Raw genomic sequence first — 14,957 nt, 5'->3', positions numbered from 1 at the left:
GGGTCTGACAGGAGTTGCGGCGATCTGGACAATGGATCGGGTGACCGATGGACCCCTGATCGTGCAATCCGACAAGACGCTGCTGCTGGAGGTGGATCACCCCGATGCCGCGGCGGCGCGCGCGGCGATCGCCCCGTTCGCCGAGCTCGAACGCGCCCCGGAGCATGTGCACACCTACCGGGTGACCCCGCTGGCCCTGTGGAATGCCCGCGCCGCCGGACACGACGCCGAGCAGGTCGTCGACGCGCTGGTGAGTTACTCGCGCTACGCGGTGCCGCAGCCACTGCTCATGGACGTCGTGGAGACCATGAGTCGGTTCGGGCGCCTGCAGCTTGTCAAGCATCCCGCGCACGGCCTGACCCTGGTGAGCCTCGATCGCGCCGTTCTCGAGGAGATCCTGCGCAACAAGAAGGTCGCACCGATGCTCGGCGCCCGCATCGACGACGACACCGTCATCGTGCACCCGTCCGAACGCGGCCGCCTCAAGCAGATCCTGTTGAAGGTCGGCTGGCCGGCCGAGGACCTCGCCGGTTACGTCGACGGCGAAGCGCACGCGATCGCACTCGACGAGGGTGACTGGCACCTGCGTGACTATCAGGCGTTGGCAGCCGACTCGTTCTGGGCGGGCGGGTCGGGTGTCGTGGTCCTCCCGTGTGGGGCGGGCAAGACGATGGTGGGTGCCGCGGCCATGGCCAAGGCGCAGGCGACGACGCTGATCCTGGTCACCAACACCGTCGCCGGCCGGCAGTGGAAACGTGAGCTGGTGGCCCGGACATCCCTCACCGAGGACGAGATCGGTGAGTACTCCGGGGAACGCAAGGAGATCCGACCCGTCACCATCGCCACCTATCAGGTGATGACCCGCAAGTCGAAGGGCGAGTATCGCAATCTCGATCTCTTCGACTCCCGGGACTGGGGCCTGATCATCTACGACGAGGTGCACCTGTTGCCGGCGCCCGTGTTCCGGATGACCGCCGATCTGCAATCACGCCGGCGTCTGGGGCTGACAGCCACCCTCGTCCGCGAGGACGGACGCGAAGGCGACGTGTTCAGCCTCATCGGCCCGAAACGCTATGACGCGCCGTGGAAGGACATCGAGGCGCAGGGTTGGATCGCGCCCGCCGAGTGCATCGAGGTCCGGGTCACCCTGACCGACGAGGAGCGCCTGCAGTACGCGGTGGCCGAGAACGACGAGAAGTACCGGCTGTGCTCGACCGCGCATACCAAGGTGAACGTGGTCAGGTCGATCCTGGACCGCCACAAGGACTCTCAAACCCTGATCATCGGCGCCTACATCGACCAGCTCGAGGAACTCGGACGCGAGCTCGACGCGCCCGTGATCCAGGGATCGACGAAGAACAAGGACCGCGAGGCCCTGTTTGACCGGTTCCGGTCCGGTGAACTGCAGACGCTGGTGGTGTCCAAGGTCGCCAACTTCTCCATCGACCTGCCCGAGGCGTCGGTCGCGGTGCAGGTGTCGGGAACCTTCGGTTCCCGACAGGAGGAAGCCCAGCGCCTGGGCCGGCTCCTCCGACCCAAACGCGATGGCGGGCAGGCACATTTCTACTCGGTGGTGTCACGTGACACCCTCGACGCCGATTACGCGGCGCACCGCCAGCGATTCCTCGCCGAGCAGGGTTACGCCTACCGGATCACCGACGCCGACGACCTGCTCGGGCCGTCGATCGGCGAGGGTTCGGCCTGATCAGCGCGCCGGTCCGCCAGCCGGCGGTCCTCAGCCCTGCGTCACCTTGGTGAGGCAGAAACCGACCGCGGAGGGCAGGTCGAAGCCGGCTGCGAGCTCATTCGGGTCGCATGCCGGTTCCCCGCCCTCGGTCCGCTTGGTCACCTCGTAGACGACGGTGTCGGTGCTGGGAGCGGCGTCGCACGCGATCTCGCGATAGTCGACGAGCGACGCATTCGCCCCTCCGGGCACCTGGTAGCACTTCCCCGCGGCGAAATTCGGGGTGAGACACAGGGTGTCGGTCGAGCCCGCGAAGGTGAGATGGGAGTAGTTCTCGGTCGGGCAGGACGCGCCCTGCGCAACCGTCGTCGCGGCGAGGAAGGTGAGACCGTCGGCATTGCAGTCGACCTTCGTGGCCTCCACGTTCCCGTTCTCGTCCACTTGATCGCTGACCTGGAGGCATTCGCCGACCGCGATGTCGTCGGGTTTGGTGATCTGGTCCGAGTTGCCGATCGAGACGCTGGCACTGCACGCCGTCAACACGCCGAAGATCACACAGGTGGTGGCCACCAACACACTCCGCACGAGGCGGTCCCGGTCGCGGATGTCCGAATGGAGAAGTCTCATGGCGTGAGGGTACGCCGAGTCCGCCTGAGCCACATGGTTTACGACCAGAGTGCGATGACTGTTCGCGGTGGGTATCCGGCCTGTTCAGGATGGCGGTGTCAGGATGCGGTGGTGGCCGCGAGACAGTAACCGATGGGCTTGGGCAGCGCGAAGTAGACGGCGAGCTGATCTGGCTCGCACGAGGGTCGGCCGGCGGTTCGTGCCTCGATCCGAATCACTTCGGTGCCCGCAGCTCCCGACAATCCGCAATCGATCCGCCGGAAATCGACGAGGCTGCTCGTCGGCACAATCGTGTTGGGGATCTGATAGCACTCACCCTCGATCAGATTGGGCACCAGACACAGCTGCTCACCGGTGGCCTCGCCGCCTTCGGTCCAGTAGAGGCGCGAGTAGTTCTGACTGGGGCATGACCCGGCCGACATCTTCAGCGCGACATAGAAGGTCATCGTGCTCGTCGACGAGCAATCGGTCTTCCTGGCGTGAATCGTCTCATCGCCCGATTGGCCGCTGACCGACACACAGTCGCCGACCGCGACGTCGTTGTAGTCGGTGATGGCATCGCGGGCGATGAATCCGATCAACACCACGATCGCGATGATCAGCAGGGCGACGACGCCCAGCACCCACCACAGTCGCTTCGCCTTCTTGGCCGCCGGTGCCGAGGGGCCGGGCGCACTGGGATACGGCTGGCCCGGATGGGCCGGCGGCGGACCTCCTCCCGGATACTGCGGTGCCCCCGGACCCGATTGAGCACCCGGATAGCCGGGGTACTGCTGTTGGGAGCCCGGGTACTGCTGCGTCCCGGGGTACTGCTGCGTCCCGGGGTACTGCTGCGTCCCGGGGTACTGCTGCGTCCCGGGGTACTGCTGCGTCCCGGGGTACTGCCCGGCCCCGGGATTCTGCTCCCCGGCCCCGGGATTCTGCTGGGCCTCCGGATACGGCCCACCCGATGACGGCGGCTGCATACCCGGATCCGGTTGCGACGGCGGCTCGGAGCCCGACCCGGTCGATTGGTCCGGTGACCCTGGATGCGGCGATTCCGGCGGCGTGGTCATAGACGCCGATCGTACCGCCGTGTCCGGATCACCGGAGTCCATTACACCGCGAGGGGGACCCGAGAGCCGGGTGTGACAGCCTGGACACATGCCCCTCGTGCAACGACTTCGCCCCTTCGGCACCACCATCTTCGCCGAGATGTCGGCCCTGGCGGTGGCACACGATGCGGTCAATCTCGGCCAGGGCTTCCCCGACACCGACGGTCCCGCCTCGATGCTCGCGGCCGCGCAGCGGGCCATCGCCGAGGGCCACAACCAGTATCCGCCGGGGATCGGGGTCCCGGAGTTGCGCACCGCGGTGAGCCGTCATCAGCGCGACCACTACGGCCTCGACTACGATCCCGACACCGAGGTGCTGATCACCGTCGGGGCGACCGAGGCGATCGCGGGCGCCGTCGTCGGGCTGGTGGAGCCGGGACGCGAGGTCGTCATGATCGAGCCGTATTACGACTCCTACGCCGCCACCGTCGCGATGGCCTGCGGCGTGCGCCGCACGGTACCTCTGATCGCCGACGACGACGGATTCCGCCTCGACCGCGACCGCCTCGCCGACGCCTTCGGGCCCGCCACCTCGGTGATCCTGGTCAACTCCCCGCACAATCCGACCGGCACGGTGTTGTCCGACGACGACCTCGCCGAGATCGCCCGCCTGTGCGTGGAACACGACGTCATCGCGGTGACCGACGAGGTATACGAACACCTGCTTTTCGACGGCCGGCCCCACCACCCGCTGGCCACGTTCCCGGGCATGCGGGAGCGAACCCTGCGAATCTCGAGTGCCGCCAAGACGTTCAACTGCACCGGCTGGAAGGTCGGATGGATCAGCGGACCCGCCGAACTCGTCGCTGCGGCCCGCGCGGCCAAACAGTTCATGTCCTATGTCGGGTCGGGTCCGCTCCAACCAGCCGTGGCGCAGGCCCTCGACACCGAGATGGCCTGGGTCGCCGGCTCCTCGGCCGCGCTCCAGACCAAACGCGACATGCTGTCGGCCGCGCTGAGCGAGGCCGGGTTCGGTGTACACCGGAGCGAGGCAACGTATTTCGTCTGCGCCGACCCGCGGCCGCTCGGCTTCGACGACGGCGAGGCGTTCTGCCGGATGCTACCCGAACGGATCGGCGTGGCAGCGGTCCCGGTCAGCGTGTTCGTCGACGACGTCGAGCCGTGGCGGCATCTGGTGCGGTTCGCCTTCGCCAAACGTGACGAGGTCATCGCCGAGGCCGCACAACGGCTGCGGCGACTGTGATCGCCGCTCAGCGCAGCGCGGGCATCACCGTCTTCACGAACAACTCGAAGGCGCTGCGGTCGTACGCCAGGTCGGGGAAGTAGAAGATCCCGTACGACATCCCGAGATCCGTCAGGGCCGAGAGGTTCTCGATCACCTGCTCCGGCGTACCGACGGCGGGCATACCGCGGAACGCACCCAGGCTCGCGGACGCGACGTCGGCCGGCACATGCCGTGCCAACCGCTCCTCGAGGGCGGCGAGTCGTCGTTGCACCTCGTCCTCGGTCTCGGCGATGATCACGTTGTAGTTCGAGGACCGGACGATGGAGTCGTAGTCGCGCCCGAGGTCGGCGCAATGTTGTTGCAACACAGACGATTTATGCGCGAATCCGTCGGGCGTGCCGTCGAAGTTGGTGTAGTCGGCATATCGGGCGGCGATCCGCAGGGTCTTGCGTTCACCGCCACCCGCGATCCACAGCGGGAGACGTCCGGCAACCGGCTGCGGAGCGCAGATCGCGTCGTCGACCTGATAGTGCTTGCCGGCCATGGTGGCTCGTCCGGTCTCCCAGGCCTGCTTCATGATCTGCACGCCCTCGTCGAGGCGGGCCAGCCGCTCCCCCGCCGACGGGAAGCCGTAACCGTATGCGCGCCACTCGTGCTCGTACCATCCGGCCCCGATGCCCATCTGTACCCGGCCGCCGGAGATCAGGTCCGCGGTCGCCGCCACCTTCGCGAGATACATCGGGTTGCGGTAGCTCATCGCCGTGCACATCTGCCCGATCGCGACGCGTGTGGTGGTCGCCGCGAACGCCGACACCAGCGTCCACGCCTCGTGCGTGGCCTCGTCGGTCGGCCTCGGCACCGTGTGGAAATGGTCGTAGACCCAGATCGAGTCCCAGTCGGTGGATTCGGCGGCGGCCGCCAGCGACGACATCACCGCCCACTGGTCCGCAGGCGCGATATCGACGAGATCGAGACGCCAACCCTGCGGAATGAACAGACCGAAACGCATGCACCCCACGCTACCCGGGGCGACGCCTGGTCAGATCACCGTCCCGACATCGCGGGTGACGATGTTGTCGAGGGCGCGTTCGGCGACCGCCGCGATCGTCATCGACGGGTTGCAGGCGGCCGCCGTGCCCGGGACCAGTGCCCCGTCGATGACGTACAGGCCGCGCTGGTCGCGGACCCGGCCGTCGAGGTCGCAGACCACGCCCATGTTCGCACCGCCGAGCGGATGCCAGGTCGACGGAAAGCCGAGGTTGGTATCTGTCAGCGCACCGGTCGGCCCGGCGATCGCGCGTACCGTCGGCCCGATCGCCCGCGTCTGGATGTGCGCATCGCCCTCGCGCGGCCACCGCAACACGGCTTCCTCGCGTACGGCGTCATACGCGATCCGGCCGCGGGCGTCGCTGACGCCGTACCCGACCATCATCGTGCTGTTCACGTCGGTCCCGAATCCCGGCATGGATGCCTGGATGACGGTGTGCGCGAGGTCGGGATTCGACCAGTTGAGGCTTCCGTAGACCACCGGCCCGCCCTGTTCGGCGCCGAACCGGTCGGTGACGTCCGACCAGACGTAGATCCGGTCGGCATTGGTGCCCCACCCGTGCCCGAGACCGTCGGGAAGATCCCGGATGCGATCGCGCGCCGCCGCAGTCACGAGCATCCTGGTGGTGTGCACGCTGCCGGCGGCCATCACCAGCGTCTTCGCCGTCAGAACCAGATGTTCTTGCACCACACCCGACGCATCGATCCGGTCCACGTGTACCGTCCAGCGACCGTCGCGCGCACGGGCGACGTCGGTGACCTGATGTTGGGGCCGCACGTCGACAAGGCCGGTGCGCTCGGCGGCGGCCAGATAGGTCACGTCCACCGAGTGCTTGCCGCCGTTGTTCACCCCGAAGGCGCAGTCGCCGTTGGTATACGCCGGCCGCATCCGGCCAGACAGCTCAGCCAGCGCGTAGTTCCAGTCGATCGGCATAGGAATCCGCGACAGCGGAAGTCCCGCGGAACGCACGTGCGCCGCAAAGGTCCTCACGGCCTGGTAGTTCGGCGAGTCGATCAGCCGGTCGGGTGCGGTCTGCAGCCGCAACATCCGGGCGACCCGCGGGTAGTGGATACGGTTCATCTGAGCCCAGTCCAACTGCTCAAGCAGATGCGAGGCGAACACATCCTCGGCCGGCTGCAGCGACATCCCTTGGTAGACCAGCGAACCCCCGCCCACACCCGCGGGGCAGATCGCGGTCATGTTGTCCCCGGCGACGGCATCCAAAAGCCCGACGTAGGGCTCGAAGCTGACCGGGCGCCCGAACAACGTCGGTGCGGATTGATACCACAACACGCGTTTGTCGGGCGCGGATGCGCTCGGGAAGGTCCGGGCGTTCGGTCCGGTCGGCCATCGCCGACCCCGTTCGAGCACCACCACCGGCACCCCCGCCTGAGCCAGCCGCAGCGCGGTGACCCCGCCGCCGAAACCAGAGCCCACCACGACGACCCGATGGTCCTCGCGGATCAGCCGAATGCGCTTGGCCGGTGCGCCGTTCGCCGGCCCCGACGCCCCGGTCGCGGCGACCCCCGCCGCCGCGACACCTGCCGCCGCCGTCAAGAATGCACGACGCTTCATCATGCCCACGCTCCCCCTCGTGACACGTTCGCCCGGGCTGTGACCCGGACAACCCCGGGACATTGAACCATCTGTAAGTCACACGACTCAACCGGAGGAGCGGACGGGTTACAGCGGCAGGCCCTGCTCCAGCAGATCGACGGCGTCGAGCAGGGTGGTGAGCAGATCCTCGTCGGGCACGTCATGGTCCTCCATGTCGTGCGCGGTCTGCGCGAAATGGAACATCACCCCGCCGGCGGCGGCGATGAACACCCGCAACCGGAAGTCGCCGGGGTCGGTGCCGGTGTACTCGGCGAAGAAGTCCGTGGCCTTCGAGATCGCGGCGTCGGCCTCGATCTGGTACGCCGTGCGGAGCACCGGTTCGGACTGGATCAGCCGCATGCGCTCGGGGCTGCTCGCCCACTCGTCGGCGCTGCCGATCCTGAACATGCCGGTGATCACGTGCCGCAGCAGGTCGAAATGACCGAGGCCGGGCGGGATCGCGGCGACCACCTCATCTCGCGCGTCCTCGAGATCGTCGGAGATCACCACCTGTTCCTTGGAGGCGAAATATCGGAAGAAGGTGGTGTGGGAGACCTCGGCCGCCCGGGCGATCTGCTCCACGGTCGTGTGGTTGTAGCCGTTCTCGGCGAACAATCGCATCGCGGCCTCGCGGATCGCCTTGCGGGTACGCATCTTGTTGCGCTCCCGCAAACCGATCCGACGCCCCGGCCCGGCGGCCGGGGTCGTCGTCGGTGTGGCCATGCTCGACCTCCTCGAATCAGCTCGTCGCGCCGACCGGTTCCTTGTCGGGCGCCGTGTCGTCGTCGGTGGGCAGGCCGCGGTCGCGGACCGCCGCACCCTCGATGTCGACGTTGAGCACGAGTCGATCCAACCACTTCGGCAGACCCCAGGCGCGGTCTCCCAGCATCGCGATGATCGCCGGCACCACCATCATCCGGATGATGAACGCGTCGAACGCGACGGCGACGGCGAGCGCGAACCCGATCATCTTGGCCGTGGTGTCCGGGGAGAGCATGAACGCGGCGAACACGCTGATCATGATGATCGCGGCGGACGTCACGACCCGCGCACCGTGCCGGTAGCCGGCGATGATGGCATCGGTGGCCGACATCCCGTGCACGTACTCCTCGCGCATGCGGGTCACCAGGAACACCTGGTAGTCCATCGCGAGGCCGAACACCAGACCGATCAGGAAGATCGGCAGGAACGACAGGATCGGCTTGGTGTTGTCGATCAGGCCCAGCGAGCCCTCCTGGAAGATCGCGACGGTCATGCCGAAGGTCGCGAGCACCGAGAAGACGAAGCCGATGGTGCCTATCAGCGGGACCCAGATGGACCGGAACACCGCGATCATGATCAAGAACGCCAGGCCGACCACGACCACCAGATACGGGATGAGTGCCCGGTCGAGCTTGGCGGACAGATCCGACATGATCGCGGTCTGCCCACCAACGTGCAGTTCCGCACCGGCGGATTCCGCAGCGGGTGCGAACGCGCGGATCTGCTCCATCAGGTCGTGGGTCGCCGCGGCCGACGGCGCGCTGGTGGGCGTCACCATGATCAGCGCGGTATCGGCTCCGGTGTTGGGCTCGGGTGTGCCGTTGCCCGTCCACGTCAGCGTGTCGGTGTTCGCGACACCGGGAAGCGTCTTGATCTGCTCGACGGCCCGGTCGGCGACCGCGGTGATGTCACCGCTGTCGGTGTGTGCCACCACGAGCAGTGCACCATTGATGCCCTCGCCGAACCCGCGCTGCAGCAGCGACTGCGCCGGCGCCTCGTCGTCGCTGGTCATCGACATCCCCAGCTCGAGGTTGGACATCGGGATGGCGGCCAACACCAGCACCGCCAGCCCGGCGACGACATACGGCAGCGGACGCTTGACGACGGTCCGCCCGAACTTCACGCCGAGGGTGTCGGCGGTGTCGGATTCCTCCGCGTGCTTGATCCACGGGATGCGCGGGGCGAACGCGAACCGCCCGACCGCACCGAGCAGCGCGGGGATGAGCGTCAGGGCCGCGATCACCGCGACGAACACCGCCGCGGCCGCGCCGAGCCCCATCTGCGTGATCAGCGGAATCCCGATGACGGTCAGCGCGATCACCGCGATCATGACGGTGATGCCGGCGAACACGACCGCGGTGCCGGCGGTGCCGACCGCGCGGCCGGCGGCGTCGGCGGCACTGCCGCCGCGGCGGGTCTCCGTCCGGTAGCGGGTCACGATGAACAGCGCGTAGTCGATGGAGACCGCGATACCGAGCATGGTCACGATGGCGGTGGCGGTCTGGTTGATGCTGAGGAACTCGGCCGACAACGTCACCAACAGCATCGTCAACATGACGCCGACCATTCCGGTGATCAGCGGGATGAACGCCGCGACGAGCGCGCCGAAGGCGACGATCATGACGACGAAGGCGACCGCGAAGCCGATCAGCTCCGCCGTACCGCCGGCCTCCATCACCTGCATCAGCGAGCCGGTCGCCTCGACCTGCAGGCCATCGCCGCGATGGTCGGCGAGGATCTGCGTAAGCTCCGCCTTGTCCTCGACGGTGAGGTCCATGCGCTCGATGTTCTGCCGGATCTGGATCAGACCGACCCGCCCCTCGTCACCGAGGACCGACGCTGCGGCGGCGGGTTGGGCCTGCGCCGCCGCGAGCGGGCTTGCGACCGTCGAGGCGTCGGTGAGGTCCGGGAGTTCACGCAGATCGGCGACGAGTGCGTCGATCTGTTCCGAGTGAGCGGCCAGCCCGTCCTGGGCATACACCAGCACACTCGTCGAGGCCTGCTCCTGCTGGGCCATCACATCCGGGAAGTGCTCTTGCAACTGTTCGGTCGCGGTTCCCGAATCCGTGCCGGGCAGGCTGAAGTCCTTCGCGAACTTCGGGCTCAACGCACCCACCAGCCCGGCCACGGCGACCACCGCGACGAGCCAGGTCGCGATGACCCACCACTTATGTCGGAAGGAGAACCTTCCGACCCGATACAAGAACGACGCCATCGCCATCCCTCCACAACTTCGAGCCGACATCAGCCACCAAAACTGTTAGTGACTACCACTTGTTACTGGATAACAGAAGATTGCCGACGCGGCCACAATCCGCAGGTGAACCGTGAGCGATCTCTCGCAGGCATCGACTTTCTGCACACGTCATCGAATGCCTGTTCGAACGAGCTGGTACTCTCGGGGAATGACGGTCGGCATCCAGGGGTCGCTGTTCGACTCGACGGCCACCGTGACGAGCATCGGCGGCCTCGACGACACGGTTCGTCGGCCACTGTCCGACGGCGCATGGATCGATGTGCGGCCCGGCTGGATCTCGGGGTCGCAGTGGCTGTTCGACCGGCTGCACGACCGGTCCGCGTGGCGCGCCGAGCAGCGTCAGATGTACGACCGCGTCGTCGAGGTCCCGCGTCTCGTCGCGACGTACCGCGAGACCGACACGTTCCCCGATCCCCTGCTGGTCGCCGCTCGGGACCGGCTCAGCGAGCACTACCTCGACGAACTGCCCGAGGGTTTCGCGACGGCAGGATTGTGTCTGTACCGCGACGGCGGCGACAGCGTCGCGTGGCACGGTGACCGCATCGGCCGGGGCGCCACCGCCGACACGATGGTCGCGATCGTCTCCCTCGGCTCACCCCGCCCGCTACTGCTGCGACCCCGGGGTGGCGGGGCTTCGCTGCGGTTCGTCGTGGGGCCGGGCGACCTGCTCGTGATGGGCGGCAGCTGTCAGCGGACCTGGGAACACTCCGTGCCGAAGGTGCGTGCCGTGGGCCCGCGCATCAGTATCCAGTTCCGGCCCCTCGGCGTGTGGTGATCACCTCCGCCTGCCCCCGCACCCGGACAGCGCACCCCTGAGCTCGTGGTTTAATCGAATCGTTACCAAAGCCCCGGGGATGAGTTGAGAAGGAAGTCATGATTCGTAAGTCCACAGCCGCGGCCGCCCTGGCCGCGGCGGCGCTCGCCGTCGTCGCAGCGCCCGCGTCCGCCGACAGTCTGTTCGGCAGTTCCGGGGGTTCGAGCTCCGGGAGCGCGGGTCTCCTCGACGCCGGCAGCTCCGCGCTCGGGTCGTCCAGCAAGGAGCCCGAACATTACGGCACGCTCGGTCGCCCCGACGCCCCCAACGGCCTGAAGTCGATCAACGTGTGGGTGTACGCGCCCAAGGCCACCCCGATCAGCGACGGCGTCTATCCGAAGAACTCGCAGCTCGGTGTGCGCTGGAACTCCACCATCGCGGCCGGCAACGTGATCGACGGCAACGAGTGCCAGATGGCGATCCGGCTGACCGGACCGAAGGTGCCGGCCAAGGCCGCGGTGACCAAGACCGAGGACTGCACGTCGGCCAAGCTGTACACCCTGCGCACGCCGGGTGCCTACACCATCAGCGTCACCGACGGGATCTCCGGAGCGTCGAACTCCATCCAGTTCTCCGTCCAGTAGCCGACCGGCGGTCACACGGTCGGCGGTGTCGGATACCCGACGTCAGATATCGAAGGTGATGCCCGTGAGCTTCTCCGACACCGTCCACAGGCCCTCGCGGAGGGCGAGGTCGTCGGCGCGTTTGCTGTAGCCCGAGCGGCCCGGCGCGCCGCGGGAGCCGAAGAACTCGGTCGGCCCGTAGAAGGTGCCGGTCGTGATGTCCGGAGAGGTCGCCGCGTAGAGCGTGGGCAGAGCACCGCCGGCGGCGGACTGCGGGATCGGTGTCTTGTTCACCAGGTTCATGAACACGTCTTCGAACGATTCCGAGTGGCCCTGCAACCCGGTGGCGGCGTAGCCGGGATGCGCGATCAGCGAGACCTTCGACGACCCGGCGGCCGAGAGCCGGGCGGCCAGCTCCTTGCCGAACATCAGGTTCGCCATCTTGGAGTCGCCATAGGCGCGCCACCGGCTGTAGCGCCGTTTCTCCCAGTTCAGGTCGCCCAGGTCGATCCGCCCGATCTGATGCATCATCGACGAGAGTGTGACGACCCGTTCGGTGATCTTCGGCAGCACCAGCGCGGTCAGCGCGAAGTGCCCGAGATGGTTGGTGCCGATCTGCATCTCGAAGCCCTGGGCGGTGCGCCGCAGCGGGATGGCCATCACCCCGGCATTGTTGATCAACACGTCGGCGCCGGTGAACTCGTCGGCGAAGGCCCGCACCGAGTCGAGGTGCGCGAGGTCGAGATGCGCGACGGTCGCTGCGGCGCCGATCTCGGTCGCCACCCGGTCGGCCTTCTCGGTGTTGCGGCATGCCAGGATCACCTGCGCGCCCGCCCCGGCGAGCGCCTTGGCCGTCTCGGCACCGAGGCCGCTGTTGGCGCCCGTCACGACCACCGTGCGCCCCGTCTGATCCGGTATGTCCGACACCGACCACCCCATGGCGTGCTCCCCTCATCGCGAATGTCGTGGTCCACGCTATTGGCGTTCGGAAGGAGCGTCAACGGGCCGGCTCGGCCGCGTCGTCAGCGTCCGATCAGCGTCAGCGGCAGCCGGATCAAACCTCCGACGACGCTGCGGCGCGGCCGCAGCAGACCCGACAGCACACCGCCGACACCCGTCGCTTCGGACGTGGGGACCATCGCTGCCGGGACGTAGACCTCGATCGCCTCGGACCGCCCACGCAGCCTGCGGGCACCCACCGCGCGCCACTCGGGTCGCTCGTCGTCGCCGGCGGCAGCGACCGCCCCTTCCCCGGCCAGGACCGGGACCTCGGCCCCCTTCGCCAGCTCCGAGAGCCGTGCGCACTCGTTGACCGGATTGCCGATGACCGTGTACTCGTAGCGACGCTCGGCCCCGACATTGCCCGCGAACGACAGTCCGTAGGACACCCCGATGCCCCAACCGATCGGGAGCTCCCGGAGCCGCCGCGCGAGATCGCGCGCGGCTCCCAGCGCAGCGGCGGCCGGATTCGTGACGGCGACGGGCACACCGAACACCGCGAGTGCGGCATCGCCCTCGAACTTGTTGACGAATCCGGAGTGCTGGTCGACGACCTCGGCGACGATGGTGAAGAAGCGGTTGAGCAGCGCCACGGTCTCCTGGGGATCCTGTTGGGCGGCAACCGTCGTCGACCCGACGATATCGACGAACAGCACGCCGACCAGCGCATTGGTACCGTGCATGCCCGCGCCGCGTTCGAGCGCGAGGTCGGCGACGGTGTCCCCGACGTGGCGGGCGAAGAGTTCACGCATCCGGTCGCGTTCGTCGAGTCCGGTCACCATCTCGTTGAAGCCGTGTTGCAGCACGCCGAGTTCGGAAGAGTCGTAGACCGCGACCTGCGCCGACAGGTCCCCGCGGTCGACTTGTTCGACGGCGCGTCGCAGATCGGTGAGCGGGTCGGCCAGGGACGTGCCGACCAGCGCCACCACCCGGGCACCTGCGACCAGGCCGACGATGGCGAGCACGACCGTCGTCCAGTCGATCGGACCCTGCACCGGCGGCAACCAGTCGGCCCACCGACCGGCATTGATGATCAACAGACCCACCATCGGCACCGCGGAACTCACCGCCCAGACCGCGATCATCCGCGACCGCACACCGTGGATCACGTGGCGCGTCGGATTGTCGTGCAGTGCGACCACCGCCAGGGGCCGGGCGGCGCGTTCGGCGAAGACATAGGTGATGCATGAACTCGACACTCCGGCCAGGCCGAACGCCACCGCGACACCGAACACCGTCTGCGTCGTCAGGTCGTCGGCCGCCAGCAGGTAACACAGCACCGCCGTCGACCAGGCGCCGAAGGTGGCGAGGACCTGGATCATCGGAATGCGTTGGACCGCGCGACGACGCGCCTGGTTTGCGGGCCGGCCGTCGACAAACCAGCGCAGCTGCGGTTTGAGCAGCCCCAGCCCGAGGAGCAGGTTCACCCCGACGCCGACGAGGATCGCGAATACGACCGCGGGGAAATTCGGTGCACCGACGGTGGAGGCGAAATCAAGCCGACCGCCGTTGAACGCGAGCTGGACGAGCAGGAAGGTCTCGAGGCCGACGAAACAGTTCGTGACACTGATCGCGAAGGCGGCGGCGACCGTGGCCCACCGAGCCATCCGGGCGCGTTCGGATGTGGTGACCGCGGTCCAGTCACGGCATTGCGGTGCGGCAAATCGTCCTCGGGCGAGGGAGGGCAGGTGGATACCGCCCCGCTCGTCGGCGTGGGCGCGTCTACGCGGTCGTGCCATGCACCGCCTCCTCTCCCCTCGGCCTGCCCCCAGCTGTCAGGGTACCGACGGGCCGGTGAGCGCGGACACCAAGAAAAAGGGAGTCGGCGCTGCGCCGGGGTGTGCGCAGCGCCGACTCCCGTCCGGGTGGGTCGACCAGGGAACGAGCCGGTCCCCGGGGGCGACGATCAGGCCGGCTGGACGGCCTCGATCTCGAGGGTGATGGTGACTTTGTCGCCGATCACGACGCCGCCGCCCTCGAGCGGCATCTGGAAGTCGATGCCGAAGTCCTTGCGGTTCAGCACGGTGCTGGCCTCGAAGCCGGCGACCGGACCCTGGCCCATGCCCGCGCTCACACCGTTGAACTCAAGCGCGAGCTCGACGGACTTGGTGACACCCTTCAGGGTGAAGTCACCGGTGAGGACGTAGTCGTCACCCTTCGGTGTGACACCGGTGGAGACGAAGGTGGCCTTCGGGAAGGTCTCGGCCTCGAAGAAGTCGGCGGAGCGGACGTGCGCGTCACGCTGATCGTTGCCGGTCGTCAGCGAGGTGACGTCGATCTCGGCCTGCACCGACGGGGTGCCGTCCTCGGCGACGGTGATGGTGCCG

General features: G+C 67.8%; 13 protein-coding genes. 4 read left to right on the top strand and 9 right to left on the bottom strand.

Annotation, left to right across the window (positions count from 1 at the left end; genetic code table 11):
- Positions 1-40: 40 nt before the first annotated feature.
- Positions 41-1,705, top strand: coding sequence for a DNA repair helicase XPB (locus tag GORHZ_RS03160; protein ID WP_040529970.1), 1,665 nt, complete (start codon positions 41-43; stop codon positions 1,703-1,705).
- A gap of 30 nt (positions 1,706-1,735) precedes the next feature.
- On the opposite strand, the gene GORHZ_RS03155 is transcribed toward GORHZ_RS03160, so the two are convergent.
- Complete coding sequence (locus GORHZ_RS03155) at positions 1,736-2,311, bottom strand: hypothetical protein (RefSeq protein WP_245551333.1); 576 nt, start codon at positions 2,309-2,311, stop codon at positions 1,736-1,738.
- A 98-nt stretch (positions 2,312-2,409) separates the two neighbouring features.
- Positions 2,410-3,366, bottom strand: a complete 957-nt coding sequence (locus tag GORHZ_RS31510; protein ID WP_245551332.1) for an LppU/SCO3897 family protein — start codon at positions 3,364-3,366, stop codon at positions 2,410-2,412.
- A gap of 88 nt (positions 3,367-3,454) precedes the next feature.
- Here GORHZ_RS31510 and GORHZ_RS03145 point away from each other — a divergent pair, with 88 nt between their 5' ends.
- Positions 3,455-4,609 (top strand): pyridoxal phosphate-dependent aminotransferase, encoded by a 1,155-nt coding sequence (locus GORHZ_RS03145; RefSeq protein ID WP_006330361.1) that lies wholly within the window; start codon positions 3,455-3,457, stop codon positions 4,607-4,609.
- A 7-nt stretch (positions 4,610-4,616) separates the two neighbouring features.
- Here the strand turns inward: GORHZ_RS03145 and GORHZ_RS03140 are convergent, their stop codons facing one another.
- From GORHZ_RS03140 to GORHZ_RS03125, 4 genes are all read right to left on the bottom strand, one after another.
- Complete coding sequence (locus GORHZ_RS03140) at positions 4,617-5,600, bottom strand: LLM class F420-dependent oxidoreductase (RefSeq protein ID WP_006330359.1); 984 nt, start codon at positions 5,598-5,600, stop codon at positions 4,617-4,619.
- 30 nt (positions 5,601-5,630) lie between these two features.
- The gene (locus GORHZ_RS03135; RefSeq protein WP_006330358.1) at positions 5,631-7,223 is read right to left on the bottom strand and encodes a GMC oxidoreductase; all 1,593 of its coding nucleotides are present in this window, start codon (positions 7,221-7,223) and stop codon (positions 5,631-5,633) included.
- Positions 7,224-7,322: 99 nt separating this feature from the next.
- The gene (locus GORHZ_RS03130; protein ID WP_006330357.1) at positions 7,323-7,958 is read right to left on the bottom strand and encodes a TetR family transcriptional regulator; all 636 of its coding nucleotides are present in this window, start codon (positions 7,956-7,958) and stop codon (positions 7,323-7,325) included.
- A gap of 16 nt (positions 7,959-7,974) precedes the next feature.
- Positions 7,975-10,212 carry an MMPL family transporter gene (locus GORHZ_RS03125; RefSeq protein WP_006330356.1) on the bottom strand — a complete coding sequence of 746 codons (2,238 nt, stop codon included), beginning with the start codon at positions 10,210-10,212 and terminating at the stop codon, positions 7,975-7,977.
- A 190-nt stretch (positions 10,213-10,402) separates the two neighbouring features.
- Between GORHZ_RS03125 and GORHZ_RS03120 the strand changes: the two genes are divergently transcribed.
- A complete protein-coding gene (locus GORHZ_RS03120) occupies positions 10,403-11,029 on the top strand; it encodes an alpha-ketoglutarate-dependent dioxygenase AlkB (RefSeq protein WP_006330355.1) in 627 nt (208 codons plus the stop codon).
- A gap of 98 nt (positions 11,030-11,127) precedes the next feature.
- Positions 11,128-11,652 (top strand): hypothetical protein, encoded by a 525-nt coding sequence (locus GORHZ_RS03115; RefSeq protein ID WP_006330354.1) that lies wholly within the window; start codon positions 11,128-11,130, stop codon positions 11,650-11,652.
- 42 nt (positions 11,653-11,694) lie between these two features.
- On the opposite strand, the gene GORHZ_RS03110 is transcribed toward GORHZ_RS03115, so the two are convergent.
- The 3 genes from GORHZ_RS03110 to GORHZ_RS03100 all read right to left on the bottom strand — a co-directional run.
- Positions 11,695-12,570: an oxidoreductase gene (locus tag GORHZ_RS03110; protein WP_006330352.1), complete on the bottom strand. Its 876-nt coding sequence runs from the start codon at positions 12,568-12,570 to the stop codon at positions 11,695-11,697.
- 83 nt (positions 12,571-12,653) lie between these two features.
- Entirely contained in the window at positions 12,654-14,369 is a 1,716-nt protein-coding gene (locus tag GORHZ_RS03105) for an adenylate/guanylate cyclase domain-containing protein (RefSeq protein ID WP_006330350.1), read from the bottom strand.
- A gap of 167 nt (positions 14,370-14,536) precedes the next feature.
- On the bottom strand, positions 14,537-14,957 hold a 421-nt coding region (locus GORHZ_RS03100; RefSeq protein WP_006330349.1), incomplete at its 5' end, for a YceI family protein.

The organism is Gordonia rhizosphera NBRC 16068 (assembly GCF_000298195.1).
Classification (GTDB): domain Bacteria; phylum Actinomycetota; class Actinomycetes; order Mycobacteriales; family Mycobacteriaceae; genus Gordonia; species Gordonia rhizosphera.
This window is presented reverse-complemented; position numbering and strand designations above follow the sequence as displayed.

Bases quoted from the DNA above. Each gene is read 5' to 3' on its own strand.
- GORHZ_RS03155 (WP_245551333.1), bottom strand. From the start codon at position 2,311: ATGAGACTTCTCCATTCGGACATCCGCGACCGGGACCGCCTCGTGCGG.
- GORHZ_RS31510 (WP_245551332.1), bottom strand. From the start codon at position 3,366: ATGACCACGCCGCCGGAATCGCCGCATCCAGGGTCACCGGACCAATCG.
- GORHZ_RS03145 (WP_006330361.1), top strand. From the start codon at position 3,455: ATGCCCCTCGTGCAACGACTTCGCCCCTTCGGCACCACCATCTTCGCC.
- GORHZ_RS03140 (WP_006330359.1), bottom strand. From the start codon at position 5,600: ATGCGTTTCGGTCTGTTCATTCCGCAGGGTTGGCGTCTCGATCTCGTC.
- GORHZ_RS03130 (WP_006330357.1), bottom strand. From the start codon at position 7,958: ATGGCCACACCGACGACGACCCCGGCCGCCGGGCCGGGGCGTCGGATC.
- GORHZ_RS03125 (WP_006330356.1), bottom strand. From the start codon at position 10,212: ATGGCGTCGTTCTTGTATCGGGTCGGAAGGTTCTCCTTCCGACATAAG.
- GORHZ_RS03120 (WP_006330355.1), top strand. From the start codon at position 10,403: ATGACGGTCGGCATCCAGGGGTCGCTGTTCGACTCGACGGCCACCGTG.
- GORHZ_RS03115 (WP_006330354.1), top strand. From the start codon at position 11,128: ATGATTCGTAAGTCCACAGCCGCGGCCGCCCTGGCCGCGGCGGCGCTC.
- GORHZ_RS03110 (WP_006330352.1), bottom strand. From the start codon at position 12,570: ATGGGGTGGTCGGTGTCGGACATACCGGATCAGACGGGGCGCACGGTG.
- GORHZ_RS03105 (WP_006330350.1), bottom strand. From the start codon at position 14,369: ATGGCACGACCGCGTAGACGCGCCCACGCCGACGAGCGGGGCGGTATC.